Source organism: Ralstonia sp. PBBBR1 (assembly GCF_002256165.1).
Lineage (GTDB): Bacteria > Pseudomonadota > Gammaproteobacteria > Burkholderiales > Burkholderiaceae > Ralstonia > Ralstonia thomasii.
The window spans coordinates 140,364-167,154 of sequence record NZ_NKIL01000004.1; the positions used below are offsets into that span (position 1 = coordinate 140,364).

Annotated in this window: 29 protein-coding genes; 24 read left to right on the plus strand and 5 right to left on the minus strand. The window is 63.9% G+C overall.

Features of this window, described 5'->3' with window-relative positions; all coding sequences use genetic code 11:
• The first annotated feature begins 4 nt into the window (after positions 1-4).
• The 4 genes from fliE to CFE42_RS06805 all read left to right on the plus strand — a co-directional run bounded on the left by fliE (position 5) and on the right by CFE42_RS06805 (position 2,511).
• Complete coding sequence (gene fliE, locus CFE42_RS06790; RefSeq protein WP_004631450.1) at positions 5-334, plus strand: flagellar hook-basal body complex protein FliE; 330 nt, start codon at positions 5-7, stop codon at positions 332-334.
• Between the two features lie 155 nt (positions 335-489).
• Positions 490-912: an organic hydroperoxide resistance protein gene (locus CFE42_RS06795; protein ID WP_004631449.1), complete on the plus strand. Its 423-nt coding sequence runs from the start codon at positions 490-492 to the stop codon at positions 910-912.
• Positions 913-988: 76 nt separating this feature from the next.
• Positions 989-1,432: a MarR family winged helix-turn-helix transcriptional regulator gene (locus CFE42_RS06800; protein ID WP_004631448.1), complete on the plus strand. Its 444-nt coding sequence runs from the start codon at positions 989-991 to the stop codon at positions 1,430-1,432.
• Complete coding sequence (locus CFE42_RS06805) at positions 1,429-2,511, plus strand: glycosyltransferase family 2 protein (protein ID WP_004631447.1); 1,083 nt, start codon at positions 1,429-1,431, stop codon at positions 2,509-2,511. Before CFE42_RS06800 ends, CFE42_RS06805 begins: the two co-directional genes overlap by 4 nt.
• Here CFE42_RS06805 and CFE42_RS06810 read toward each other — a convergent pair.
• The 4 genes from CFE42_RS06810 to CFE42_RS06825 all read right to left on the minus strand — a co-directional run bounded on the left by CFE42_RS06810 (position 2,505) and on the right by CFE42_RS06825 (position 6,486).
• A complete protein-coding gene (locus CFE42_RS06810) occupies positions 2,505-2,861 on the minus strand; it encodes a flagellar protein FliT (protein ID WP_004631446.1) in 357 nt (118 codons plus the stop codon). The two genes, CFE42_RS06805 and CFE42_RS06810, sit on opposite strands and share 7 nt — an antisense overlap.
• Before the next feature lie 58 nt (positions 2,862-2,919).
• On the minus strand, positions 2,920-3,357 hold the full coding sequence (gene fliS, locus CFE42_RS06815; RefSeq protein ID WP_004631445.1) for a flagellar export chaperone FliS: 438 nt from the start codon (positions 3,355-3,357) through the stop codon (positions 2,920-2,922).
• A gap of 60 nt (positions 3,358-3,417) precedes the next feature.
• Positions 3,418-5,466, minus strand: a complete 2,049-nt coding sequence (fliD, locus tag CFE42_RS06820; protein ID WP_052035685.1) for a flagellar filament capping protein FliD — start codon at positions 5,464-5,466, stop codon at positions 3,418-3,420.
• Positions 5,467-5,664: 198 nt separating this feature from the next.
• Positions 5,665-6,486, minus strand: coding sequence for a flagellin (locus tag CFE42_RS06825; RefSeq protein WP_004631443.1), 822 nt, complete (start codon positions 6,484-6,486; stop codon positions 5,665-5,667).
• 406 nt (positions 6,487-6,892) lie between these two features.
• Between CFE42_RS06825 and CFE42_RS06830 the strand changes: the two genes are divergently transcribed.
• Entirely contained in the window at positions 6,893-7,528 is a 636-nt protein-coding gene (locus tag CFE42_RS06830) for a response regulator transcription factor (RefSeq protein ID WP_004631442.1), read from the plus strand.
• 5 nt (positions 7,529-7,533) lie between these two features.
• Here CFE42_RS06830 and CFE42_RS06835 read toward each other — a convergent pair whose 3' ends face one another.
• Positions 7,534-9,270 (minus strand): EAL domain-containing protein, encoded by a 1,737-nt coding sequence (locus tag CFE42_RS06835; RefSeq protein ID WP_004631441.1) that lies wholly within the window; start codon positions 9,268-9,270, stop codon positions 7,534-7,536.
• 515 nt (positions 9,271-9,785) lie between these two features.
• Between CFE42_RS06835 and fliL the strand changes: the two genes are divergently transcribed.
• The 19 genes from fliL to CFE42_RS06930 all read left to right on the plus strand — a co-directional run bounded on the left by fliL (position 9,786) and on the right by CFE42_RS06930 (position 26,789).
• Entirely contained in the window at positions 9,786-10,283 is a 498-nt protein-coding gene (gene fliL / locus CFE42_RS06840) for a flagellar basal body-associated protein FliL (protein ID WP_004631440.1), read from the plus strand.
• Between the two features lies 1 nt (position 10,284).
• Positions 10,285-11,295 (plus strand): flagellar motor switch protein FliM, encoded by a 1,011-nt coding sequence (gene fliM, locus CFE42_RS06845; protein WP_004631439.1) that lies wholly within the window; start codon positions 10,285-10,287, stop codon positions 11,293-11,295.
• Complete coding sequence (gene fliN / locus CFE42_RS06850) at positions 11,285-11,740, plus strand: flagellar motor switch protein FliN (RefSeq protein ID WP_004631438.1); 456 nt, start codon at positions 11,285-11,287, stop codon at positions 11,738-11,740. Before fliM ends, fliN begins: the two co-directional genes overlap by 11 nt.
• A 73-nt stretch (positions 11,741-11,813) precedes the next feature.
• On the plus strand, positions 11,814-12,215 hold the full coding sequence (gene fliO, locus CFE42_RS06855) for a flagellar biosynthetic protein FliO (protein ID WP_004631437.1): 402 nt from the start codon (positions 11,814-11,816) through the stop codon (positions 12,213-12,215).
• The gene (gene fliP / locus CFE42_RS06860) at positions 12,212-12,961 is read left to right on the plus strand and encodes a flagellar type III secretion system pore protein FliP (protein ID WP_004631436.1); all 750 of its coding nucleotides are present in this window, start codon (positions 12,212-12,214) and stop codon (positions 12,959-12,961) included. Before fliO ends, fliP begins: the two co-directional genes overlap by 4 nt.
• Before the next feature lie 19 nt (positions 12,962-12,980).
• Complete coding sequence (gene fliQ / locus CFE42_RS06865; RefSeq protein ID WP_004631435.1) at positions 12,981-13,250, plus strand: flagellar biosynthesis protein FliQ; 270 nt, start codon at positions 12,981-12,983, stop codon at positions 13,248-13,250.
• Positions 13,251-13,283: 33 nt separating this feature from the next.
• The gene (gene fliR, locus CFE42_RS06870; protein WP_004631434.1) at positions 13,284-14,096 is read left to right on the plus strand and encodes a flagellar biosynthetic protein FliR; all 813 of its coding nucleotides are present in this window, start codon (positions 13,284-13,286) and stop codon (positions 14,094-14,096) included.
• Between the two features lie 394 nt (positions 14,097-14,490).
• Complete coding sequence (locus CFE42_RS06875) at positions 14,491-15,201, plus strand: beta-ketoacyl synthase chain length factor (protein ID WP_024974256.1); 711 nt, start codon at positions 14,491-14,493, stop codon at positions 15,199-15,201.
• The gene (locus CFE42_RS06880) at positions 15,198-15,992 is read left to right on the plus strand and encodes a 1-acyl-sn-glycerol-3-phosphate acyltransferase (protein WP_024974257.1); all 795 of its coding nucleotides are present in this window, start codon (positions 15,198-15,200) and stop codon (positions 15,990-15,992) included. The genes CFE42_RS06875 and CFE42_RS06880 overlap by 4 nt, the downstream gene beginning before the upstream one ends.
• A complete protein-coding gene (locus CFE42_RS06885) occupies positions 15,967-16,224 on the plus strand; it encodes a phosphopantetheine-binding protein (protein ID WP_004631431.1) in 258 nt (85 codons plus the stop codon). The genes CFE42_RS06880 and CFE42_RS06885 overlap by 26 nt, the downstream gene beginning before the upstream one ends.
• Positions 16,225-16,267: 43 nt before the next feature.
• Complete coding sequence (locus CFE42_RS06890; RefSeq protein WP_004631430.1) at positions 16,268-16,513, plus strand: acyl carrier protein; 246 nt, start codon at positions 16,268-16,270, stop codon at positions 16,511-16,513.
• Positions 16,514-16,517: 4 nt separating this feature from the next.
• Entirely contained in the window at positions 16,518-17,147 is a 630-nt protein-coding gene (locus CFE42_RS06895; protein WP_004631429.1) for a hypothetical protein, read from the plus strand.
• The gene (locus CFE42_RS06900) at positions 17,144-18,820 is read left to right on the plus strand and encodes an AMP-binding protein (RefSeq protein WP_004631428.1); all 1,677 of its coding nucleotides are present in this window, start codon (positions 17,144-17,146) and stop codon (positions 18,818-18,820) included. The genes CFE42_RS06895 and CFE42_RS06900 overlap by 4 nt, the downstream gene beginning before the upstream one ends.
• Complete coding sequence (locus tag CFE42_RS06905) at positions 18,817-20,538, plus strand: glycosyltransferase family 2 protein (protein WP_004631427.1); 1,722 nt, start codon at positions 18,817-18,819, stop codon at positions 20,536-20,538. Before CFE42_RS06900 ends, CFE42_RS06905 begins: the two co-directional genes overlap by 4 nt.
• The gene (locus CFE42_RS06910) at positions 20,531-22,138 is read left to right on the plus strand and encodes an aromatic amino acid ammonia-lyase (RefSeq protein WP_004631426.1); all 1,608 of its coding nucleotides are present in this window, start codon (positions 20,531-20,533) and stop codon (positions 22,136-22,138) included. Before CFE42_RS06905 ends, CFE42_RS06910 begins: the two co-directional genes overlap by 8 nt.
• Positions 22,125-22,559, plus strand: coding sequence for a thioesterase family protein (locus CFE42_RS06915; protein ID WP_004631425.1), 435 nt, complete (start codon positions 22,125-22,127; stop codon positions 22,557-22,559). Before CFE42_RS06910 ends, CFE42_RS06915 begins: the two co-directional genes overlap by 14 nt.
• On the plus strand, positions 22,547-23,194 hold the full coding sequence (locus CFE42_RS06920) for an outer membrane lipoprotein carrier protein LolA (RefSeq protein WP_004631424.1): 648 nt from the start codon (positions 22,547-22,549) through the stop codon (positions 23,192-23,194). The genes CFE42_RS06915 and CFE42_RS06920 overlap by 13 nt, the downstream gene beginning before the upstream one ends.
• On the plus strand, positions 23,194-25,611 hold the full coding sequence (locus tag CFE42_RS06925; RefSeq protein ID WP_004631423.1) for an MMPL family transporter: 2,418 nt from the start codon (positions 23,194-23,196) through the stop codon (positions 25,609-25,611). The genes CFE42_RS06920 and CFE42_RS06925 overlap by 1 nt, the downstream gene beginning before the upstream one ends.
• A complete protein-coding gene (locus CFE42_RS06930) occupies positions 25,608-26,789 on the plus strand; it encodes a beta-ketoacyl-[acyl-carrier-protein] synthase family protein (RefSeq protein ID WP_004631422.1) in 1,182 nt (393 codons plus the stop codon). The genes CFE42_RS06925 and CFE42_RS06930 overlap by 4 nt, the downstream gene beginning before the upstream one ends.
• Positions 26,790-26,791 lie beyond the last annotated feature (2 nt).

A 26,791-nucleotide genomic window follows, 5' to 3' on the forward strand; every position in this document is an offset into this window, starting at 1 on the left:
CCACATGGATCTTTCCAACGCCAATTCCGTGGTCTCGCTGATGAACAGCGTGCTGGCACCGTCAAGCGCCGTTGGTGGCAGCACCGCCAGCGGCGACGCCGGTAAACCGAGTGTCGACTTCGGCTCGGTGCTCAAGTCATCGCTGGACCGCGTCGACGCTTCGCAGCAGAAGGCCGAAGCCGTTTCGCGCAGCTTTGAGATGGGCAGCAACGACGTCGACCTGCACGACGTCATGCTCTCGCTGCAGAAGGCCAACATCGACATGCAGACTGCCGTACAGGTGCGCAACAAGCTGGTCTCGGCGTACCAAAGCATCATGAGCATGTCGATCTGAGATCACCCTGCCCGGCCCTTTTCCACACTATGGAGAAGGGCTTGTGGTCGCTCTTGTTATTTATATTGCGTTCAATATAATTGTGCCATCGATTTTTGATCGATCTCCCGGCCGACATGTCGCCGACCGGGTTTCCCACGCAAGAGGACCCGACCATGAAGACGCTCTACCAGACCCAGGTCACTGCTGAAGGCGGCCGTGCCGGCCATGTTCGCAGTACCGATGGCACGCTGGATCTGCCCCTTTCGCTACCGCGCGAACTCGGCGGCGCAGGCGGTGCAGCTACGAACCCCGAGCAACTGTTTGCCGCCGGTTATGCCGCCTGCTTTGAAAACGCTGTGCTGCATGTAGCACGTGGCAAGCAGATCAAGCTGGCGTCGACGTCGGTCACGGCCACGGTGGGCATTGGCCCGCGCGAAGATGGCGGCTTTGCATTGACGGTGTCGCTGGCGGCCACCCTGGGCGGCGTCGATCAGGCGACCGCTGAAGCGCTTGTGGCTGCGGCACATGGCGTATGTCCCTATTCGCATGCCGTCCGTGGCAATATTGACGTCCAATTGAACACGGTCACGCGCTGAGCCTCTTGCTCCGCCCTGTTGGGCCGATGCGGCACTCGCCGCTCGAGCGCCAGGCCGTTCCCCCCGGGAGTTTTCCGTGAACGACGTGCTGGCGCTCGATCAGCAGCTTTGCTTTCCTTTGTATGCCGCCGGCCACTTGCTGACGCGCCTCTACCGCCCGCTGCTCGATGAGCTGGGCCTGACCTATCCCCAGTACCTCGTGATGCTGGCGTGCTGGCAGCAGGCGCCATGCGCAGTTGGCGACCTCGGTCGCACGCTGTACCTCGATACGGGCACGCTTACGCCGCTGCTCAAGCGACTCGAAGAACAGGGCCTCGTCACTCGTACGCGCGATCCGGATGACCAGCGCCGCGTCGTCATCGAGTTGACCAATGCCGGCCGCGCACTGCGCGAGCGCGCTGCCAAGGTGCCCGAAGCCCTCGCCTGCAAGATTCCGCTGGAATTGGACGAAATTGGCGCCACGCGCGACGTGCTGCGCAAGCTGCTCGACGCTCTGGCCACAGTGGACGACCGCGAATGAGCGCACCCTCCGCTTGCGCCGATCTGGCGCTGGTTGTCATCGCCCGCAATGAAGCCGCCAGCATTGCGCGTTGCCTGCTCAGTGCCAAACCGTTTGTCGATCGCATGGTGGTGCTCGACACAGGCTCCATCGACGACACCGTGGCCATTGCCCAGTCGTGCGGCGCCCTTGTCAGCCACATGGCCTGGACGAACGACTTCTCGGCCGCGCGCAACACCGCGCTGCAGGCAGCCAATGCCGACTGGAACCTCATCCTCGACGCTGACGAATGGCTGGAAAGCGGCGGTGAGCATCTGCGCACGCTCAGCGGTGCAGCACCGTCCGTTGGCGTGGTGTGCGTCAAGAACGATACCGACGCGACCGAATCCGCCAGCCAGCTGATTGCGTGGATTCCCCGCCTGCTGCCGCGTGGCGTGCACTACACGGGGCGCATTCACGAGCAGCCGGTGTCTTCATTGCCTGCGGCGCGCGTGCCGATCGTAGTCCGCCACGATGGCTACACCGCCGCCAAGATGCAGAAGAAAGGCGAGCGCAACACGCAACTGCTGCTCGATGAACTCGCCCATCGGCCAGACGACCCGTACGTGCTGTATCAGCTCGGCAAGGAAACCGAGCTGCATCACGAAGACTACACAAAGGCCGTGACCTACTACGCACGCGCCTTCAGCCTGGCACCTCCTGATGCGCCGTACCGCCGCAACCTGGCGCTGCGATATGTGTATAGCCTGGGCAAGGCCGATCGCGTTGAAGAAGCGCTGGCGCAAGGCGATGTCGGCATCCAGACGTGGCCGGACTTTCCTGATCTGTGCTTTGCGCTGGGATTGGTGTTGCTGGATGCGGCTGCCAAGCAGCCTGATGAGGCAGGCGCCCGGTGGCTACCGCTGGCAGAACAGGTCTTCAACCGCTGCCTTGAGATCGGCGATCAGCCGGAGATGGACGGCAGCGTCATCGGCCGGGGCAGCTTCCTCGCTGCCCAGCAACTGGCGATCGTGTACCAGATGCAGAGCCACGCGCTCGCACGCAAGTCCGAGCACTACCTGACGCTGTCAAAACAACTGCAGGACGCGTCGTCTCAATAACGCGCCATGCTGCCGTAAGCATTGCTTGCGGTGGTGGCGCGGCGTGCCGTGTCGATGCGCTTTTGCAGGCGGTCCAGGCGCGGATACACCATGGCGCGCACGCGGGCGTCATCTTCCAGAATGCGCACGAGCAGCGTGCGCTTGCGCTCCACGTCTGCACGCGAGAGCTGCGGATGCGGCTCGGAACGGCGCAGCGCATCCACATAGGTGGCGCTCTCGCGCTCCAGCGTACTGACGACTTCCCAGTTACCCACTTCGGCCGCGCTGACCATTTCAGCGGTCAGGCGTGCGATGGCTTCGTAGCAGGCGAACAGACTTTCGCTGTCCTTGATCGGGATGTTGCGGTGCATATTGGCTCCAGTTGGGCCGAATTCAGTCAAAGGTCGCTTTACTACAAACAGCGGGCCATCAGCTCACAACGCTCAGGTGGCTGTTTGCCGCAGCGGCAGCCGGTTGGCCGGCCTGGCCGATGGCGAGCCACGCATCCTGCAGCGGGACCAGCAAAGCATCCACCTCGGCGAGGATCGTCAGATCGTTGTTGGCGTTCGCCAACAGCAGGCGGCGCAGCATGTAGTCGTACAGATTGTTCAGTTGCACGGCAATCTCGCCGCCGCGCTGGTGATCCAGGCTGGCCTGCAGCCCCTGGCCGATGATCGAGATGGCTTTGTCGATCGCCCGCACCTTGGCCAGCACGTCGCCGCGCTGCATGGCGGCACTGGCCAGGTTGATGGCGGCCCGCGCGCCTTCAAACAACATGGCGATCAGGCGATGCGGATTGGCGTCTACCACGGACGTCTCGATGCCGACTTGCGCATAGGCACCGATGGCACGGCGTGCTGCGTACATGGAAAAGGTCCTCGCTGGTGTCTGTTTTGTTATGGGTTGTGCTCTAAACCTGAGCCCGGCTTAGTTGCTGCTCGAAGTTTGCTTTGTAATGGCCGCGAGCTGCGTCGTCAGGTAGTTGCTGGTGTTCGTCATGCTTGCCACCGCGGCCGACAGCGCGTTGAACTGCGTGTAGTACAGCGCCTGCTTGTTATCCAGGCGCGTCTGCATGGCGGTGATCTGGCTGGCAAGCGAGGTCAGCGAACTGTTGATCGAATCGGTCTCGTTCTGCACCATGCCGCTGGACGACAGCAGGTTGGTCATCACCGTGTTGAGCTGCGCGGCGTAACCGCGCTGCACCGTGACCGTGCCACGGGCGCCCAGCGGGCCGCCGGCCACTTGCACGGTCAAGCCGTCGGTGGCGGAACCGGCAATCCCATACAGGTTCTGGCCCGAGCCGGTCGCTGCCGCACCGTTGATGGTGCCCTGCACATCCACACCATTGGCGGCCGTCGGGCTCGCGCCGAAGAGCGACGAAGCCCCCGCGCCTGATACCGACACCACCGACACAGAGCCAAACTGGCTATCGGTAATGCTCAGCACGCCGCTGGCATTGGCCGACACCGATGCGTTGACCTTGGCGTTCTGTAGCGTGGCCGATGCGTTGATCTGGCTTTGAATCTGCGCGGCCAGGGTCGTCGCGGTGTAGCTGCCGGCCGCCAACGTCACGTTGACTGACATGCCGCTGATGCTGAACGCGAGCGTGTCGTTCACGCCCGCCGTAATGGTCGTGTTTGCGGCGGCCGAACCCGTGAGCGTGCCCTGCGTGGCCAACTGCGTCACGTTGACGGCGTAGCTGCCGGCCTGTGTGGAATCCGAGAACGTCGGCACGCTGACCAGCGAATCGGTGGCCGTGCCGGTACCGGCAAACAAACCGGTAACCTGGCTGGGCGACTTTGCAATGGCCGCCGACAGCTTGGTGTTGTCGACCGACAGGGTGCCGTCGGAATTCATCGTCACGCCCACGCTGCCCAGCGACTGGTAGTTGCCGTTGCCGACTGCCTGCCCCAGCACGTCGGTAATCTGGTTGATCAGCGTCTTGGTACTCACATCGCCGGCCAGCGGGCCATTGTTGGCACTGTTGGCGGTGTCGATGTTGGTGAGCGAATTCAGTTGCGTGCGCAGCGCGTTGTAGCCGTTCACGAAGTTGGTGACGGCGGTGGTGGTGGCGGTCGGGTCGTTGGCCACCGTCACGTTGGTGCTGCCCGTCTTGGACAGCGTGAACGACGTGCCATCCACCACGTTTGACAACGTGTTGGTCGGGCTTTGCACGGCAATGCCGTTGATGGTGGCCAGGGCATTCTGGCCCGTGGTCACCTCGGTCATGTTCTGCGTGCCGGCCGGATCCTGCGAGAGCAGCGATTGCAGCGTCGAGTCGCCCGACACCGAAATCTTCATCTCCGAGCTTGAGCCGCCCGCAGTGGACGTCAGCACCAGACGGTACGGGTTGCCGCTGCCGTCGTTCACGATGCTGGCCGAGACACCCAGGTTGGCCGAGTTGATGGCATCACGGATGCCCGCCAGCGTGTTGTTGGACGAGTTGATCGTGATCGAGCCCCCCGCCAAGTTGCCGTTTTGCGTGAACGTCGAACCGGTGTACTTACCGCCGGAAAGCGAGCCACCCGACACCGTGCCGAACGAGAACGAAATCGTGGTCGATGCGCCGCTGCCGATGGCGGTGGTGGTGGAAGCTTGCCCCTGCGCCGCCAGCACCTGCGATTGCGCAAGCTGCGTGACATTGACCGCGTAGGAACCTGCCGGCGCCGAGCCTGTCACCGACGCACTCAGCATCGAGGTGTCGTATCCGCTGGCCTTCATGGCGCTGTAGTTTGACGCGCTGCTCAGATTCGACAGCGTGGTCTGGAAGGTCGACAGCGCACTCTTGAGCGAGCCCACAGCCGACAGCTGCGTCTGATACGAGCTTTGCTGGGTCTGCAGCTGCGTCAGCGGCAGGCTTTCCACCTTCATGAGGCTGGACACCAGCGAATTGACATCGATGCTCGTCCCAATACCGGGAATCGAGATCGGCGGCACGTAGCTGCTGGTTGAGGAGGTGGTAGTGGTAGTCGCCATGATCGGGTCTGATAAGCGTCTGCGCCGACGGAAGTCTCTCTACACAACGGCACGGGCCGCAGCTTCTTTAGGGCAGGTTATGCAGGCGCCACCCACGCAGAAGAGGGGTATCCGACAAAAGGAAAAAGGCCGACGCCCCCGAGGAGCGCCGGCCCTTGGCCCAGCCGCAAGACGGCTGGGTGGCATCCAGCTTACTGATTAGCCCTTCAGCAGGCTCAGGATGCTGTTCGGTGCCGAGTTGGCTTGCGCCAGCATCGCCGTACCCGCTTGCTGCAGGATGTTCTGACGGGTCATGTTCGAGGTTTCCGACGCATAGTCCGTATCGATCAAGGACGACTTGGCAGCCGACAGCGCGGTGTTGTTCGACGTCAGCGTGTTGATCGTCGAGTTCAGACCACTTTGCTGAGCACCCAGGTTGGCGCGAGCCGCCTTCAGGTTGGTCAGATCGGTGTCGATGGCCGCCTGTGCGGCGGTCGCGTTGGCAGTCGAGGTCACGCTCGTGCCGCTCAGCGTACCGAAGGTCGACAGGTTGGCGTTGGAGACCGAGGTCACATCGGTCGCGGCGTTCTGGCCGTACTGGAACGTCGTGGCCGTAACCGAACCGTCGAACAGCTTGTTGCCGTTGTAGTTCGCGTTGGTCTCGATGTTCTTGTTGGCGGTGGCCAGCTTTTGGTATTCCTTGTCCAGGTTGGCCTGGTCGGTGGTCGACAGACCGCCGTTGTTGGCTTCCACGGCCAGTTGGCGCATACGTTGCAGGTTGTTTTCAACCTGGCCCAGGTACGAGTCGGCCGTTTGCAGATACGACATCGCCTGGTTGGAGTTCTGGATACCTTGCGTCTGCGAGTTCAGCGTGGTGGTCAGGCTGGAGGCCACAGCGTAGGCGGCGGCGTCATCCTTCGCGCTGTTCACGCGCAGGCCGGTCGACAGACGTTCCAGCGAGGTCTGCAGCGCATCCTTCGATGCCGACAGTGCTTGCTGCGTTTGCAGGGACGAGATATTGGTATTAAGGCTGAGGGACATGACGGCTCCTAAGTTTCCCGATGGTTTGTTGCCCGTGTTTGCTGATTCCGGCTAGGCCGGGCAACGTGACCTGCAACTTGAAGGGGATCAGGTCTGCGTTGTACTCAGGTTATCGGTGGCCTCGGAGGAAAGTTTAGGGTCGCCTTGACAAATTTGTGCGTCGGCGGCGGTTTGGGCTTGCGGGCGCCTGACTTTCGGCACCCCTCCAAAAGAGGCGGTGCGCCTGCTTCTTGGCCTTCGGGCCCTCGGCTATACTCGTTCGACCAGTTCATAGGCGCCTGCATCTCTCTATATAGAGCGCCACACACAGCACAGATGGGGAGTTGCAAGCCCGCCAGACGGCCCAAGGCCTGCCGGCGGAAAGAAGAGCTCGATGCGAGCCCGCGTTTGACCCGCAACACCCACCATGCTCAATGTCCTGATCGTCGAACCGCACGATATTGCCCGTGTCGGCCTGCGCCAGATCCTCAAGGATTCGCGCCTGGCCCGGCAGATCGAGGCCGTGCCGGACCTGCGCGATGCCAATAACGACCTGCTCGCACAGCGCGAGTGGGACGTCATGCTGTTCTCGGTGGAATCGGCCACCGGAGACGAATTCCAGACCATCAAGACCGTGCGCCAGCAGCATGCGCGTTTGGCCGTGCTGGCGCTGGGCCGCCACCCGGAAGCGCTGCTTGCCGTACGGGCGCTCAAGGCGGGCGCCGCCGGCTACCTGCCGATGGACGCCAGCCAGCCGCAACTGCTGGCAGCCATCAACGCCATCTCGAAAGGCAAGAAATACCTGCCTTCGGACCTCGTGGAAGTCCTGGCCGACAACCTGAATGTCGACTGGGACAAGCCCCGCCACGACATCCTCTCTGACCGCGAATTCCAGACGCTGCGCATGCTCGGCTCCGGCCGCACGCTGGGCGAGATTGCCGAGGCGCTGCAGATCAGCGTCAAAACGGTCAGCGTGTATCGGGGGCGCGTGCTCTCGAAGATGAAGCTGCGCAACAATGCCGAGCTCACCATGTACGTGGTCAGCAACAGCTTGCAGATCTGAGCGCGCTATGAGAACCGCGGGACACGCTCGCCGTAACGGCGGGCGTTCTCGCGCACGAGATCCTGTACCGCTGCCGGTTCCAGCGGCCGCGTGAGCAAATAGCCCTGAAACTCGTCGCAGCCGACTTCGCGCAGGAATTCAAGCTGGCCGATGGTTTCCACGCCTTCGGCCACGGTCTTCATGCCCATGGCTTGCGCCATCATGATGATGGCCCGCGTGATGGCCGCGCGCTCGACCACGTGCGGCAGGTCTTGCACGAACGAACGGTCGATCTTCAACGTATCGATCGGGAAGCGGTGCAGATACGACAGCGATGAGTATCCGGTACCGAAATCGTCCAGCGCCAGCGATACGCCCATGGCGCGCAGCTCGGTCAGCAGGGCATGCAATGACGGATCGTCGCGAATCAGAATGCCTTCGGTCATCTCCAGTTCCACCGCGTTGCCGGGCAAGCCACTGGTCGACAGCGCGCCACGCACCATCCCGCTCAACTGCCCGGAGCTGAATGCCTGGCCCGAGAGGTTGATCGACATGCGCAAGTCCGGCAGCCCGATGCGGCGCCAGCGTGCAAGCTGGTCGCAGGCGGCGCGCAGAATCCAGCGGTCGATCTCGACAATGAGACCGGTTTCTTCGGCGTCCTGAATGAACTGGCCGGGCATCATGTGGCCGAAATCGGCCGAGTTCCAGCGGATGAGCGCTTCCACCCCGACAATGCGGCCGCTCCTGACGTCCACGCGCGGCTGGTAGTCGGCGTAGAACTCGTTGCGGTCGCTCGCGCGGCGCAGGCCCGATTCAATGCGGAAGCGGCGCGAGACGCGGTCGTCAAGGTCGCTGGTAAAGGTCTGGAAGTTGTTGCGCCCGCGTTCCTTGGCCAGGTACATGGCGGCATCGGCCTTGCGCAGGAGCGTGTTCGGATCGTCGCCGTCGTGGGGTGCCACGGCAATGCCGATCGACACGCCCAGATACAGCTCCTGCCCCTCGATATGGAAGGGCGCGCTGATGGCCGAGAGGATGCGCTCGGCCACGCGCCGCGTGCCCAGGCCATCGAGCGCTTCGAGCATGACGACAAATTCATCGCCGCCCAGGCGCGCAACGGTGTCGGCTTCGCGCGCGCAGGCCTGCAGGCGGGCCGCCACTTCGCGTAGCAGCATGTCGCCAAACTGGTGGCCCAGCGTGTCGTTGACGTTCTTGAAACGGTCCAGATCGAGAAACATGACCGAGACGCGCGACTGGTTGCGGCGCGCAAGCGCCAGCGCGTGCTCCAGCCGGTCTTCCAGCGCGGAGCGGTTCAGCAGGCCCGTGAGCGTATCGTGCGTGGCCAGATGCCGGATGCGCTGCTGTGCTTCGCGGATCTGCGTGATGTCGACCAGCGACACCAGCACCGAATAGGGCGTGGCGCCGGCTTCCGAGGCGCGCGCCGAGGCCGTCATGGAATGGCCGCCATCGGCAAACAGTGGCGTCCAGTTGCTGGAAACCCACACCGTGCGGCCATCCACGCAGTGCATTCCGAAAATCTGGTTCAACTGCGGCTGGCCCTCGGCGATCACGTCCTGATCGGGCCAGTCCGCCTCGTGGATGGAGGCGTCGAATTCGTCCACGGCAGAGGTGACCACCGTGGGCAGCAGGCGCCCCACCAGCGCATCCACCGGCAAACCCAGCAGCCGTGCGGCGCTCGGGTTGGCATAGGTGACGCGGCGATCCGCCCCGCACACGAGGATGCCCTCCGTCAGCGCATTGACCATCGACAGCAGGTCCAGCTTCGGGCAGAAGCTCGGCAGTGCGCCGCGTGCAGGACAGTCGGCCGACAAGCCATCGGCATCGACTAGCGCAAGGTCAATACGGGTGGAAAAGGGCAAGGAATTCAAGGCGGCTTCCGGCAAGGCAACGCAGGTATGCAAGGCCGGAACATGCCGGCGCGTTCTTTCATTACAACGGCAAGCGCGGGCAATTCTTTCGGGCCAACGCCACTTTTGCAGCGGAACCCGCCCGCCAGGCGACTGGTAAGGCGCCTAATGCGGTGCATCGGGACTATGTAGGTGGATCAAAAATCACTTATCGTGCGCGTACCGCCCCACCCTGCGCATCGCAAACGCCCGAGATAAGCCGGATTGACCACGTTTCTTCCTGGAATGAGCTGGACAGAGGTGGGGAAGAATGCCATCCGAGAACCCGACTCTGTGCTTTGCGTTGTTTTACGTTGTCTTGCGCGACGCGAGCCGGGAAAGCCCACCCCCCCTTTAGTCCCCGAGTGATCCCCATGGCCGAAGCCGCTGCCGCCACTACCGCGCCCGCCCCAGCAAAGGGCGGTTCCACCAAGCTGCTGCTGATCATCCTGATCGTGCTTTTGCTCGTCGGCATGGGCGGCGGCGCCGCCTGGTTCTTCCTTGGAGGCGGCAATCACGCCGCATCCGGCCCCGCCGCACCGCCCAAGCCGAAAGAGCCGGTGTTCGTGGTCATGGAAACCCTGACCGTCAACCTGCAGCCCGAAGAGGGCAACGACCGTTACCTGCAGATCGGCATCACGTTCAAGAGCTTCGATAAGCATGCCGAAGAAGAGATCAAGACCTACACGCCCGAACTGCGCAGCAAGGTCCTGATGCTGCTGGCCAGCAAGACGCCCACCGAGCTGTATCCGGCGGACGGCAAGGTCAAGCTGGCCAAGGAAATCGTTGAACTGTGCGAACACGTCTTCAAGGCTGTCGGCAAGGAATCGCCGGTGGCAGATGTCTTGTTCACCAACTTTGTGATCCAGTGACATGCTCAAGGAAGAGTTTCTTTCCCAGGAGGAAATCGACGCGCTCCTCAAGGGCGTGTCCGATGACGCGGACGACGACCCCGTCGAAGCCGCCGACCCCTCGGGCATACGCTCGTACAACCTGGGCTCGCAGGAGCGCATCGTCCGTGGGCGCATGCCCACGCTGGAAATCATCAACGAGCGGTTTGCGCGCAACTGGCGCATCGGCCTGTTCAACTTCATGCGGCGCAACGCGGAGATCTCCGTCGGGCCGGTAAAGGTGCAGAAGTACAGCGAGTTCATCCGCAACCTGGTGGTGCCGACCTCGCTCAACCTCGTGCACGTCAAGCCGCTGCGCGGCACGGCGCTGTTCGTGTTCGACCCCAACCTCATCTTCCTGGTGGTCGACAACCTGTTCGGCGGCGACGGGCGCTTCCACATGCGGGTGGAAGGGCGCGACTTTACCGACGTGGAGCAGCGCATCATCCAGCGCATGCTGCATCTCGTGTTCGAGCATTACGCCAAGGCGTGGCAGCCGGTCTACCCGATCGATTTCGAATTCCTGCGCATGGAAATGCACACCGAGTTCGCCAACGTGGCTACGCCCAATGAAGTGGTGATCACCACCAGCTTCAGCATCGAACTGGGCAGCAACGGCGGCGACGTGCACATCTGCATGCCCTACACCATGATCGAGCCGATCCGCGACCGGCTCACTTCCGCCATCCAGGGCGAAGCGCTGGAAGTGGACAAACGCTGGCTGCGGCTGCTGTCACAACAGGTGCAGACCGCCGAGGTGGAGCTGATTGCCGACCTCGCCACGGCCAAGGTGCAGGTATCCGACATCCTGAACATGAAGGTGGGCGACGTCATTCCGCTGGAGCTGGATGACAGCGTGACCGCCAAGGTAGATGGCGTGCCCGTCATGGAATGCAACTACGGCACGTTCAACGGCCAATACGCGCTGCGGGTCAACCGCATGCTGAATATGAGCGGCAGCGAGTCTGCCACGGAGTCTGACGATGACAACTGAACCGACCATGAACCCCGAAGCCAACGCCGACGACATCGATGTCGAAATGACGATGGAAGAGGCCATGGCCCTGGAAGCCGCGCAGCGTGCCGCGGCCAACCCGCCGGCTGCCGCGCCCGCTGCCGCCGAATCCAGCCCGGTGTTCAAGCCCCTGACGGCCGACGGCCTGGGCGGCGCCCAGCGCAACGACATCGACATGATCCTGGACATCCCCGTGCAGTTGACGGTGGAGCTGGGCCGCACCAAGGTGCCCATCAAGAACCTGCTGCAGCTTGCACAAGGTTCGGTGGTGGAACTCGACGCGCTGGCCGGGGAGCCGATGGATGTCCTTGTCAACGGCTACCTGATCGCCCAAGGTGAAGTGGTGGTGGTCAACGAGAAGTTCGGTATCCGCCTGACCGACATCATCACGCCGTCGGAACGTATCCGTAAGTTGAACCGTTAATCCACACCAGTAAGTGCGCCGTCGAGCGGCACCCTGACAGCAACCAGTGCTCCCCCCCGGGCAAGGTGTTGACATGAACCATGCAGTCGATTGGGCCCGCACCCTAGGCGGGCTGTTTGTAGTGTTGGCGATGATCGTGGCGGCCGGCTGGCTGCTGCGCCGTCTGCAGCAACGCGCGGGCATGGGCCCCGCAGGTTTGGGCCGGCGCCGCAGCCAGGTGATTACCGTGGTCGCGCAGCAGATGCTGGGCGCGCGCGAGAAGGTCGTCGTCGTCGATGTGGAAGGCACATGGCTCGTGCTGGGCGTCACGCAGCAGCACGTGCAGACCCTCCACACGCTCCCGCGCCCCGCAGAAGCCGCTTCCACGCCGGACGACCCATCCGGCGACGGCACTTCCGGCTCCGGCAAGCCGCCCCGCTTTGCCGACGCGCTGTCCATCCAGCTCAAGCGTCACCTGACGGGAAAGTCGGAATGAACCTGCGCAACCTTCTCCGCTGCCTGATGGCACTGGCGCTGCTAGGTGCCGCGCCCGCCGTGTTTGCACAGGCGCAACCCGGTCTGCCGCTGCTCACAGGCACCGCCGGTAGCCAAAGCTATTCGCTGCCCGTCCAGACGCTGGTCTTCCTGACGTCGCTTGGGTTTCTGCCGGCCATCATCCTGATGATGAGCAGCTTCACGCGCATCATCATCGTGCTGTCGCTGCTGCGCCATGCGCTCGGCACGCAAACCACGCCGCCCAACCAGGTGCTGATCGGGCTGGCGCTGTTCCTCACGTTTTTCGTCATGTCGCCGGTGCTCGACAAGGTGTACACCGACGCCTACGTGCCGTTGCGTGACAGCAAGATCACCGTAGAGCAAGCCATGGACACGGCCGCCACGCCGCTGCGCCAGTTCATGCTCAAGCAGACGCGCGAGCCCGACCTCGCCCTGTTCGTCAAGATGGGCAACATGCCGGCCATTGCCGCGCCCGAGCAAACGCCCATGCGCGCGCTCATCCCGGCCTTCGTCACGAGCGAGCTGAAAAGCGCGTTCCAGATCGGGTTTGCCATCTTCATCCCGTTCCTGGTGATCGACATCGTGGTGGCCGCCGTGCTGATGTCGATGGGGATGATGATGGTCACGCCGTCGATCTTCTCGCTGCCGTTCAAGATCATGCTGTTCGTGCTGGTGGATGGCTGGCACCTGCTGCTGGGCTCGCTTGCCCAGAGCTTTGTGCAATGAGCGTCAATAGGAAACCGACATGACACCCGAGTACGTTCTCGATATGGCCCGTCAGGCCATGCAGGTTGCCATGATGGTGGGCGCGCCGATGTTACTGGTATCGCTCGTCGTCGGCCTGCTGGTGGCGGTGTTCCAGGCCGCCACGCAACTCAACGAGCAGACGCTGTCGTTCATCCCCAAGCTGCTGGCCGTGGCTGCCACGATGGTGCTGGCCGGCCCGTGGATCGTCGCCGTGATCGTCGACTACACGCGCGGCGTGCTGACCAACATCCCCAACTACGTGAATTGACGTCACCAAGCTGACGCAGCCACGCAATCCACGATGATCCAATTCACCGCCACGCAGCTCAACGGCTGGATCGCCATGTACTGGTGGCCGCTGGTGCGCGTGCTGGCATTCATCGCCATTGCGCCGCCGTTTGCCAATACCGAGATCCCGACGTCGATCAAGGTGGCGTTCGGCGTGGTCATCACGGTGGCGCTCGCGCCCATGCTGCCGGCGCCCGCAGGCGTGTCGGTGGGCTCCTACGAAGGGCTGTGGATCACGCTGGTGCAGGTCTTGATCGGGCTGGCGCTGGGCTTTTGCGTGCAGCTCGTGTTTTCGGCCGTCAGCGGTGCCGGCGAGGTGATGTCGGTGCAGATGGGCCTGGGCTTCGCCTCGCTGCTCGACCCGACGCAGACCGAGAGCAGCATGCTGCTCGGCCGCTTCCTCAGCCTCACGGCCGTCACCGCGTTCATTGCCGGCGACGGCCATCTCGTGCTACTGCATGCCTTGTTCGACAGCTTTACCGCCCTGCCCGTCTCGGCGGCGCCGCTGGGCAACCCGGGCTGGCAGACGCTGGCCGGCGGCGGCACGATCGTCTTTGCGCTCGCCCTGCGCATCGCCCTGCCCATCATTGCGATCATGATGATCGTCAACCTCGGCTTTGCCGTGCTCTCGCGCACGGCGCAGGCGCTCAACCCGTTTGCCGTGGGCATCGCCGCCACGCTGGTGGTGGGGCTGATGCTCGTCATGGTGATGATGACGTCGCTGGCGCCGGTGGTGGAGCGGTCTGTGATGGATGCGCTGGACCTCGGTGGGCGGGCGTTCAGCCAGTTCAGCACACCGCAGTCATCAGGCCAGTTCCGCCCATAATCCAAACGAATTAAAACGGCGGTTTCAATACCCCTCTACATGGGGGAACCCATTCAAGCGCAATAACTGCAATAACCGCGCAAACGACACCGCCGTGTTTTGCCAGATTCCTCCCGCTCGCTTGCAAGCGTCGCGCATGTGACACGAAGTCACGCAAGTGGTTGTTTTCCTAGCGGACTTTTCAGTATGATTCGGCCCCAGGGTTGGGGAATGGCAAGCGCATTGAAAGACAAAATCGGCCAAGAATAATGGCCTGCGCATTCACCCAGATCAATCGAAAACAATGAGAGCGAATCGGGTGAGGCGAGTGTTGCGATGATGCGCAACAGCCGGCCCCGCGCCGGGCACCGCACACACTGCGGCCACTGGCAGTGCTCCACATGCGAACACCGATATGCCCGATTTGCACTGGACAATCCCGGTTGCTCGCTGGTCCTGCTGGCCTGCCATTGGTGCTGATTCAATATCGTCTCCGGAAATCGGTTTTATTGAACCGATGGTTCGACGGCGTCTGAGCACGCTCTCTAAAACCGCGCTGAAAGTCGCACACGATTGCGCGGCCGACCTCCCACGCGCGCGTATCGTCTTTGCCTCCCGACATGGCGAATTGCGCCGCACCGCCGGCATCCTGGCCGACATCGAGAACGCCGCCCCGGTCTCCCCTACCGCATTCAGCCTGTCTGTACTCAACGCCATGAGCGGCGTATTTGGCATCGCGCGCGGCGACACGTCGCCTGCCATCGCAGTGTCGGCCGGCCCAGCTACGCTGGGGCTCGCTCTGCTCGAAGCCCATGCCCAGTACGCATCTGACCCTGCTTCACCGGTGCTGCTGGTCTACGCCGATGAACCCGCCGACACACGCTTCGGCTCCGTGGCCGATGAGGTGGATACGTGCGCGCTGGCCGTCCTGCTCGACGGTTCGGCCAAGGCCTCGCTGATGTGTTCGCATGGCCTCGCGACAGAGCGCAGGGACACGGCAAATGTCATGACAACGCAAAGCCAGGCCGTTCTGCACTGCCTGTCATCCCGCACCTCCGGCACTTGGCAACACGCAAGCAGCAGCTGGTCGTGGCAATGGCGCGAGGGCCCATGGCAAGCACACTGAGCGCCCGCCTCAACTTGGCATGGCGCTTGGTGGCAACGGGGCTGGCCTTTACCGTCTTCGGCGTCTGCGGGGTGCTGTTCTCCGTCGTCGTATTTCCCTTGGCCTGGCTGTGGCCCCACCGTGCATCGCGCCAACGCGGTGTCACGTTCGTGATCCATTGGTTCTTCCGTACGCTGGTACGCGTACTTCAATGGCTGGGCGTGATGCGGCTGGACGTGCAGGGTGCGCAGGCGCTGCGTGCGCGCCGGCCCGCCATCGTGGTGGCCAATCACCCGACATACCTGGACGTGATGGTGCTCCTGGCACTCACCCCGTCAGCCTGCTGCGTGGTGAAGAACGCCCACTGGAGTAACCCGTGCTTCTGGGGCATCGTGCGTGCCGCCGAGTACATCAGCAACGCAGACCCCACTGAACTGGTCGAGGCGAGCGCACGCCAGTTGGCCGCCGGGTACACCATGATCATCTTCCCGGAAGGCACGCGCAGTCCGGCCAAGGATCGCTTGCATCCGTTCTCGCGCGGCTTCGCGCACATGGCGCTCCATGTGGGCGCGCCCATCGTGCCCGTGCTGATGGATTGTGACCCGCCCGCCTTTACCAAAACCATGCGGTGGTACGACGTGCCACCACGCGCGTTCTGCATGAAGGTCGCCGTGCTCGCGCCGATCAGCGTTGCGCAATACGTGCCGGATGGCTCGCCGCCGGCGCTTGCCGCACGTGCGCTGACCGCCGGCGTCGAAACCCATATCACCGATCATCTTCTGCAACATGGATTCTTTGAAGCTCGAAATTAAGCAACTCCTGATCGAAGCGCTCGATCTGGAAGATATGACCCCAGCCGACATCGACGACGACGCCCCGCTCTTTGATACGAACGGTATTGGCCTGGATTCCATTGACGCACTGGAGATCGGCATCGTGCTGCGCAAGCGTTACCAATTGACGATTGCCGCCAATGATGAACATACGCGCGAGCATTTCCGCTCGATTAATACACTCGCAGCACTGGTGAAGAGCCAACAATAATCACCCGGTATTGGCACTGGCAGGCACAGGGAGAGAAAACATCATGACGGACACTGAGATCCTCGAGCGCATCCGCGCCATTTTCAAAGAAAACTTCGATATCGATCCGGAGCGCGTCACGCCCGAAGCACATCTGTTCGAAGAGCTGGATCTGGACAGCATCGATGCGGTCGATCTGGCGATCAAGTTGCAGGAGATGACGGGGCGACGCATCAAGCCCGAGGAGTTCAAGACGGTGCGCACGGTGGGCGACGTCATCGGCGCAGTCGAATCCCTGCTCGCGGCATAAGCGGATGCAGGCGCAACCTGCCCGCCAACCCATCGCACTGCCCAACTGGGCGCGTGGCGCCGCACATGCGGCACTGAAGATCGCGTATCCGCTGGTGCTGATCGGGGCATGGCATTTCGGCACGCCGCGCTACGCTGGCATCGCGCTGCTGGCGTTGCTCTGGATACAGCGGTGGATCGGCGCGGGCAGCGTCGCGACCCTGCTGCGCCAGCTCACGCCGCTGGATTGGCTGACTGCGGGAGCGCTGACATGCATGTCCGCCGCCGTCGCTATCACGGATAGCGAATTGCTGCTGCGTTTGTACCCGGCGGTGGTCAATGCTGGGCTGTTGCTGAGCTTCGCTGCTTCCCTTCGCTCGGGCCCTTCCATGATCGAGAAGTTTGCGCGCATGCGCCTGCCCGACCTGCAGCCGCGGGCCGTTTGCTATACGCGGCGCGTCACGCAGGTGTGGTGCGTCTTCTTCGCACTCAACGGAGTGACCGCACTGCTCGCGGCCCTGTACTGGTCGCGCGGCGCATGGGCGTTGTACAACGGCGTGATTGCTTACGTCCTGGTCGGCGTGTTGGTGGTTGCGGAAATGGCGTTCCGACATTGGATTGTGCGCCCGCACACGCTGCCATCGGAGGCGACATGATCGCCCTCCACGCCTTGCTGTCGACTGCGTTGCCGGATCACACCGTCATCTGTGCCGATGGCCAGCAGTCCATCACATCCGAGCTTTTTCGAGCCCGTGTAGCGGCCTGCTCAGCGGTGTTCGCTGGCCAGCAGGCGACACGCTATGCGCTGTGCGTCGACGATCCGTTCGATTTCACGTGCGCACTTTTTGCGCTGTTTGCGTGCGGCAAGCACGTCGTCATTCCCGCCAGCGCCGCGCCCGCCTACCTGGGTACGCTGGCAGACGCGTACGACGTGCTCATTACCGATATCGAACTCGCCACCATCGGCCCGCATGCCGACGGCGTGACGCTGGGCACAATCCACCCGGAAGCGCCCATCACGCTGTACACCTCTGGCAGCACTGGCGCACCCAAGCCCATCCAAAAGACGCTCGCCCAATTTGACGCGGAAGTCGTCACGCTTGAGCAGCAATGGGGTAGGCAGATCGGCACCGGCGTGGTGCTGGCCAGTGTGCCCCATCACCATATTTATGGGCTGCTGTTCCGCGTGTTCTGGCCGTTGGCCGCCGGACGCCCATTCAGTCGGCAGACCATCACCGAACCCTCCGCATTGCAACGCGCCCTGACGCTGCAACCGGCCGCGGCGCTGGTCTCCAGCCCGACCCAGCTGGCACGCTGGCCGTTGCTGTCGGGTTTCGATACGCTGCCGGCTCTGCCAACCGTGTTTTCGTCTGGTGGCCCCTTGGATGCGGCTGCCGCGACGGCGTTTGCAGAAGCGCATGGACGTGCACCCATCGAAGTGTTCGGCAGCACCGAAACGGGCGGCATCGCCTGGCGCCGCCAGGACCACTCCCATGCATGGCAGCCGTTCGACCGCATCGAAGTCTGTCAGGAAGACGACGGCGCACTCGCCGTACGCTCGCCGCATCTGCCACACCGTGACTGGCACCGCACCGATGACGCGATCGCGTTTGACGACAGTGGCCGCTTTGTCCTGCGGGGCAGGTTGGACCGCGTCGTCAAGGTCGACGGCAAGCGTGTCTCGCTGCCGGAAGTCGAAGGCTGGTTGGGGGCGCACCCGTTTGTGTCGCGGGCAGCGGCAACATTGCTAACGGGCGTGTCACGGGACCGACTGGGCGCACTGGTTGCACTCACTCCGGCTGGCGCAGATGCGCTGCGCGCGCAGGGCCGCATGGCGCTGGCCAAGACGCTGCGCCGGCACCTGTCCGCCTACACCAAACCCACCTTGATCCCGCGCCGCTGGCGCTTCTGCATGGCGATGCCCGTAGACGCGCGCGGCAAATTGCCCGCGTCAACCGTGGCCGGTACATTCCTGCCCGGCGCCGAAGGTTTCGAAACGCTCTGCCATGTGAGCGATGCCGACAGCGATCACTACGAGTTGCGCGTGAGCCACGATCTCGTCCATTTCGCGGGCCACTTTCCCGGCCTGCCGATCCTGCCCGGCGTGGTGCTGATCGACTGGACTGTGCGTCTTGCCGCTGCCCGTAACAGCGCAGTACGTACGATCACGTCGATCGACCAGCTCAAGTTCATGGCGCCGGTGCCACCGGGTGCCGTGGTGTCGCTGCGCCTCGTGCACGAGCCGGATCGCAGCCGCGTACGCTTCACTGCCCGACTCGGCACGCGCGATTGCGCCTCGGGCGTACTGGTCCATCGGGAGGCTGCATGAGCCCGAACACGGTCATCGTCATCCCGATCTACAACCACAAGGACGCGATCGGCAACACCGTCGCACACCTTGCAGTCCATGGGCTGCCGATTCTCATCGTCGACGACGGCAGCAATGCGGCCACGCAGTCCGTGCTGGCCGCGCTCGCACAGCAGTACGCGCAGCAAGTCACGCTGATACGCCTGCCCGCAAACGGCGGCAAAGGCGCCGCCGTGATGGCGGGTCTGCGCGCAGCCTACGCTGCCGGCTATACCCACGCGCTGCAGATCGACGCCGACGGCCAGCACGATGCGGGCGACGTACCGCGCTTCCTTGCCGCCGCCAGCGCCTCGCCCGACGCCATCATCCTCGGCCGTCCGGTCTACGACGAGAGCGTGCCCAAGGCCCGCTTGTACGGCCGCTACGTCACGCACGTATGGGTGTGGATCGAAACGCTGTCATTCGACATCCGGGATTCCATGTGCGGTTTCCGCATCTACCCATTGGCGCTGGCGCGCAAGCTGATGGATGACGTGGCACTGCCCACCCGCATGGATTTCGATATCGAGATTCTGGTACGCCTGCACTGGCGCCGCGCGCGCATCATCACGCTGCCCACGCGCGTGACGTATGAACCCGGCGGGCTGTCGCACTTTGACGTGCTGTGGGACAACGTCCGCATCAGCAAGAGCCACACGCGACTGGTAGCCGGCATGCTGCTGCGTTTTCCAATGCTGCTGGCCGGGAAATGCTTGCCGCGCTGGCGTCATTCTTCGGCATCAAACACGACACAAGGTTGGTGGCGCGTGGCCGAGCGTGGAAGCCGGTTCGGCATGCAACTCCTTGCCCTGAGCTGCCGCCTGTTCGGCACGCGCTTCACATCGTTGTGGCTGTACCCGATCGTCGCTTATTTCCTGATAACAGGGCGTCAGGCGCGAGAGGCATCGCGGCAGTACTTTGCCCGGCTGCATGCGGCGTCGCCCTGCACGGGTATGCCGCAACCGGGTTGGCTCAGTGCGTACCGCCACATGATCGCGTTTGCGCAGTCGGGACTGGACAAGCTGGCCGCATGGTCGGGTCAGGTCAAGAATGAACGCGTGCGCTTTGACGACCCGACCGCATTCGAAGCGCTCGTTGCGAGTGGCCGAGGTGCGCTGGTCATCGGCGCCCACTTGGGCAACCTCGAGATGACGCGGGCGCTGGCAGCCCGCAATGGCCTCGCCAAGGTAACGGCGGTGGTCTACACCGAGCATGCGCAGCGCTTTAACCACGTACTGGCGCAGGCGCACCCGGATGTCGTCTCGCACCTGATGCAAGTGACCGACTTCGGGCCAGCTACGGCCATGCTGATGCAAGAGCGCATCGACGCGGGCGAACTCCTGGTGATTGTGGGCGACCGAGTGCCCGCACATGAGTCCGGCCGCACGGTGGAGGCCAGCTTTCTGGGCGCGCCTGCGCAATTCGCACAAGGCCCATATGTGCTGGCGCACGCGCTCGGCTGCCCGGTGTACCTGTTTTTTTGCCTGAAGACCGGGCGGGACCATACCCTGTTTTTCGAGCCTTTTGCCGAGCAGGTCGCGCTACCGCGTGCCGAGCGCGCGCGCCACCTTGGCGCATTGGCCCAGCGTTACGCCGAGCGGCTGGAACACTATTGCCGCAAGGCCCCTTTCCAATGGTTCAATTTCTTCGATTTTTGGGCGCGTCCCAACGCCACCAAGAACATGGACGCCCATGGCTGAACACGATCCGCACGTGACCGCGCAAGCCAATGCGCCCGCCCGGCAGCACGCCGTTGTCATCGGCAACCGTCATCTGACGATTGAAGACATCGTCGCCATTGCACGCGACCAGCAGCCGGTCTTGCTCAGCGCCGATGCCGCCTGGCGCGATCGCATCGAACGTGGTGCGCAGTTCCTGGGCCAACGGCTGGCCGAAGGCGCGACCATCTACGGCGTCAACACAGGCTACGGCGATGCATGCCAGGTCAGCGTGCCGATGGCGCTGGTGGGGGCCCTGCCGCTGCAGCTCACGCGCTATCACGGTTGCGGCATGGGGCGCCACCTGGAGCCCACCGAAACGCTGGCCGTGGTGGCCGCACGGCTGAACTCGCTGGCCTACGGCTATTCGGGCGTGCGCTATTTGCTGCTGCAGCGCCTGGCCGACCTGATCAACCATCGCATCCTGCCGCGCATCCCGGCCGAGGGATCGGTGGGCGCCAGCGGTGACCTGACGCCGCTGTCTTCCGTGGCCGCCACGCTGGTCGGCGAGCGCGACGTGCTCTTCAACAACCACCTGCAGCCCGCCGCTGGCGTGTGGGAACAGATCGGCCACGCGCCAATCACCCTGGCCCCGAAAGAGGGGCTTGCGCTGATGAACGGCACAGCGGTCATGACTGGGCTGGCGTGCCTGGCCTACGCCCGCGCAGACCAACTGATTCGCCTGTCTTCCCGACTGACGGCCCTGGCCACGGTAGCACTCGACGGGCGCGCCGCGCACTTCCATCCGACCATCTTCGCGGCCAAGCCACATGCGGGGCAGGCAGAAGTGGCCGGTTGGATTCGCGCGGACTTGGCCGACTGGGATGACGCTGGCGCGCACCGCGTACAGGATCGCTATTCGATCCGCTGCGCTCCGCACGTGATCGGCGTGGCGCGCGACGCGCAGTCTTGGATCCGCCGCGACATCGAGAACGAACTCAACAGCGCCAACGACAACCCGCTGGTCGATCCCGACATGCAGGAGATCCTGCACGGCGGCAACTTCTATGGCGGGCACATCGCGTTTGCGATGGACGCGCTCAAAACAGCCATCGCCAACCTGGCCGACCTGATGGACCGCCAGCTGGCGCTGCTGGTGGACGACAAATTCAACAACGGCTTGCCGCGCAACCTGTCGGGCGCAACTGCCGAGCGCGCACCGATCAACCACGGCTTCAAAGCCGTGCAGATCTCGTCATCGGCCTGGACGGCCGAAGCGCTCAAGCACACCATGCCGGCCAGCGTCTTCTCGCGATCGACCGAAGCGCACAACCAGGACAAGGTCAGCATGGGCACGATTGCCGCGCGGGATTGCCTGCGCGTGCTGGAGCTGACGGAACAGGTGGCGGCCGCACATACGCTTGCTGCGGTGCAGGCTGTGCGATTGCGCTGTCAGCTTGACCCGTCAACGCAGGTGCCAGCACCCGTGCAGGCATTCGTGGAGCATGTCAGCGCCATGTCGGCATTCGTGAGCGAAGACCGCCCGCTCGAGGCCGATCTGCGCGCGCTGACACTCGCCATCGAGCGCGGCCTGCTCACCAACGCAGACAACCAACAGGAACGCCAGCATGACCTCCCGTGACCTGCCGCCACTGGCCGCCAGCGCCCAGGTTGAAGTGCCGTTTCACGACGTCGACGCCATGGACGTCTGCTGGCATGGCCACTACCTGAAGTATTTCGAAATCGGCCGCGCCGCGTTGCTGCGCCGCTTCGACTACGACTACCGCGAGATGCGCGACTCGGGCTTCCTATGGCCCGTTGTCGAAGCGCACCTGAAGTACATCAAGCCGGCAACCTATGGCCAGCAGATCGAGGTGCACGCCACGCTGATTGAATACGAGAATCGCCTGAAGATCAGCTACGAGATCGTCGATTGCGCATCAGGCACCCGACTGACCAAGGGCACCACCACCCAGGTAGCGGTATGCGCCCGCACTGGAGAGCTGCAGTTCGTCTCGCCGCCCGTGATGATCGAACGTGTGGAGCGTACATGGCTGGGCTAAACACGATCGCGCGCGCGTGGGTTGCCGCGCTGATGCTGAGCGCGTGCACATTCGCCAGCGCGGCATCGACCGAAGGTCCACAGGGAAGCACACTCGTCTCGCAAGTGGCGGCGCAATTGGCACAGGCCCGTGGCGTGCGCGCGCAGTTCGTGCAAACGCAATCGCTGCAGGCCATGCAGAAGCCGCTGGTGAGCAACGGCACGCTCCTGTTCATGCGCGATCAGGGCGCAGTCTGGCGCATCGAGCAGCCGACCCGCATGACGTACGTGATAACCGACTCCGGTGTAACCGCGCTGGATGCGAACGACAAGCCCATGCGCGGCGCGCGCAACGCCGCCGGTGTGGCGCAGGTCTCTCGCATGATGCGCGCGATGCTCGCTGGCGACCTGTCGGCGCTGTATTCCCAGTTCAACGTCAATGCACAGGGTAACGTCGGCCGCTGGCATCTGAAGTTGACCCCCGCCCAGCCACAGTTGGCACAGGCTCTGCGCGGGTTGGATCTGTCGGGCGACACCTACGTGCGGAGCATCCGCATCCAGTCGGCCAGTGGTGATGAAACACACATCGAGTTCATGGAGAGCACGCGCGTGGAAGTGCCCAACGCTGGCGAGCGCACGCTGCTGGGAGCGCCCTGATGACGCAGGCGTCCGGGCTGCATGGGTCAGCCTTCTCTGTCCAGCGAACGTGGGGCATCCGGCTCGGCTGGCTGGCGGTCGTGCTGGCCGCCGTGCTCTATTGCGGCGTGCGCCTGCACGACGGTACGGCGTTGCAAACGAACCTGCTGTCGTTGCTGCCTGACACCGAGGCCGATCCGGTAGCGGAAAAGGCTGTCGACACGCTGGCGGCATCCCTGGGCGACCGCACGGTGTTCCTGCTCAGCAGCCGCAACGCCGACCACGCGAAAGCGGCTGCCATGCAGCTTGGCTCGCAACTGAAGCGCAGCAAGGCGTTTCGCAACGTGATTGCCGAGTTGCCGCCGTTCGATACCACACAGATCACCCGCTTCTATCTGCCCTACCGATTCGGCCTCCTGAGCGCCGCAGACCGCGCGGCCCTGGATGACCCATCCACCGCGCTGCCCACGCTGCTCGAGCAACGGCTGTACGCGCCGGTCGAAGTCGGTCTGAGCGCACCGCTGGCTGAAGATCCGTTCGGCTGGCTCAGTCATTGGCTGGCCGGCCTGCCGCTGACCACCACACGGCTCGAACTGGAAGACAACTTCCTGGTCACGCGGCGCGGTGACACCACCAGTGTGCTGGTCACCAGCACACTGGCCGCTTCTGCCTACGATGGGCAAACCCAGGCCGACGTCCGCGCCGCTGTCACGCAGGCCGAAGAATCGTTGGCGCGCACCTTTCCGGACGTCACCCTGGTGCGCACCGGCGCAGTGTTCTACGCCGCCGCCGCGCGCAGCGCTTCGGAGCAGGAACTGCATCGCATTGGCATCGTCTCGACGCTCGGTATTGCTTTGCTGATGCTGTGGGTGTTCCGTTCGCCGCGCTTTCTGCTGCTCGGGTTCTTGTCCACGGGCATTGGGATCGTGTTTGCGTTGGCCGCAACGATGCTGGTCTTTGGAAAGCTGCACCTCCTCACGCTCGTATTCGGTGCCAGCCTGATCGGCGAGGCGGTGGATTACTCCATTCAGTACTTCGTCCGCCACCTCGGCGCCGACGGGCAAGACGCACAGCGCAGCGCGCGCGATGTGCGGCCGGCATTGCTTGTGGCGCTTGCAACAAGCCTGCTCGGCTACGCGATCCTGGTTGGCGTGCCATTTCCGGCGCTGCGCCAGATTGCGTGCTTTGCCATCGCCGGGATCGGGGCGGCCTTTCTGTCAGTGGCATCGCTGCTGCCTGTGCTGCTAGTGAATGCGCCACGGCAGCCGGGCCGGGCCTACGTTCGCGCCGCGCGCTGGCTGAGCGGCTGGCAGGCAGCACTCACGCATCGGCGCGCCTGGCTGTGCCTGGCACTGATTGCTGCAGCCGCGGTACCCGGATGGCTGCGCCTGACCAGCGACGACGACATCCACCTGCTGATCCAGCGCGACCCTGATCTGGCACGGCAGGAAGCCTTCGTGCGCGAAGCCATCGGCGTGGAAAACACCACACAGTTCTTCGTCGTGAAGGGCGACTCCGCCGAGCAGGTGTTGCAACGAGCGCAAGCACTGCAGCACACGCTGGAGCAGCCGATTGCGGGTGGCTCGCTCGGCGGCGTGCAATCGGTCACCCAATTCGTGCCGTCAGCGCATCAACAGGCTGAAGACCGCGCCCGCCTGACCAGGCGCGTGGCTGCTGACCCGCAAGCCCTGCGCGTAACCCTGACGAACGCTGGCTTTCGGCCCGAGATCGCCGCCAGGTACGTGACTGCGTTGGAAGCCTCCCCCAGCGGGCCGCTTACGGTGGATGCGTGGCTGGCGATGCCCTGGTCGCAGCCCTATCGCCATCTGTGGCTAGGCGACGTGTCGAGCGCCGGAGCGCCGCGCTTGTTTGCCGCCATCGTGATCCCGACCGGTGTCACGGCAGCGCAGTTGCCCGCGTTGGCGGCGCTGGCCGATGCCACCCCCGGTATCCGCCTCGTCGACAAGCCGGCCAGCGTCGCTCGCCTGTTTGCCACGTACCGCGTCGATAGCAGTTGGTGGCTGGCGGGGGCGCTCACCCTGATCCTCACGCTGTTCTGCCTGCGCTATGGCCTCGCCGCCGGTGTGCGCGTGACCTTGCCGGTCGTCTGCGCAGTCGGCATCACGTTTGCGGTGTATGGCTACGCGGGCGTTCCGCTGAATCTGTTCCATTGGCTGGCCCTCATGCTGGTGCTGGGCGTCGGCGGCAACTACGCTGTGTTCCTGCGCGAAGGTTGTGCGCGCCAACGCGCGGATATTGGTGGCGTATGGGTTGGCGTATTGCTGTCGGCATCCACCACGCTGCTCTCGTTCGGCCTGCTCGGTACAAGTGCCATGCCGGTGCTGCGCAGCTTTGGCATGACGCTGGCGCTGGGCATTGTCATTGCGGTTGCGTTGGCACCGCTCGGAATGCCCCTAGCACGACATCGATCATCATGACCGCCTCTCCTGTTTATCTGCATGCGCTCGGCATGGTCAATGCGCTGGGTGACGACGTGAGTGCCATCCGCCGCAACCTGGCAACCGGACACGCACCCGGCATGCGCGCGGCCGACCGGCCGGATGGCTCTACAGGCATGGTCGGACGCGCCTTGGCTGCACTCGAACTCGAACCGCCCGCGCGGTTGTCTGCCTTCGACTGTCGCAACAACCGGTTGCTGCTTGCGGCGCTGGCGCAGATTCAGCCGGTGGTGGATCGAGCGCGCGCCGAATATGGCCCGCACCGGATCGGCATCGTCCTCGGCACCAGCACGTCGGGCATCGATGCCGCGGAGGCAGCGCTGCTCTACGCAAAAGAACACGGCAAGCTTCCCGACGCGTTCGACTATCGCCAGATGGAAATCGGCACGCTGGCGCCGTTCGCTGCTGCGGCGATCGGCACCACCGGTCCGGCCTATACGGTGTCCACCGCCTGCACGTCGAGCGCCAAGGCCTTCGCCTCGGCCCGCCGGCTGCTGCAACTGGGCCTGTGCGACGCAGTGGTCGTGGGTGGTGCGGATTCGCTGTGCGAGTTGACACTGCAGGGCTTTGCCTCCCTGGAGTCCACCAGCGCCGCGCGCACGAACCCCATGAGCCGCAACCGTGCTGGCATCAATATCGGCGAAGGGGCAGCCGTGTTCTTGATGACACGCGAACCCGGCCCTGTGCGGCTTGCAGGTGTGGGGGAATCGAGCGACGCCCACCATATTTCTGCGCCCGATCCGACCGGCGCCGGCGCTGAGAGCGCACTGCGTGGCGCCTTGGCCGATGCGGGCATCGACGCCGACGCGATCGGTTACGTCAACCTGCACGCCACCGCCACCCGCAAGAACGACGAAATGGAAGCACACCTGATGGCACGCGTCTTTCCACAGGGTGTGCCGACCAGCGGCACCAAGCCGCTGACCGGGCACACGCTGGGCGCCGCTGGCGCTACCGAACTCGGCTTCGCATGGCTTACGCTCACCGATGAAGGCATCGCCTTGCCGCGCCACATCTGGGATGGCGAAGCCGACCCCGCTCTGCCCACGCTCGATCTGATCGAAGACACCCGCCGCCTGGGCGCCGGCCGGTACGTAATGAGCAACTCGTTTGCTTTCGGCGGCAGTAACGCCAGCCTGATCCTCGGTGAAGGATGAGC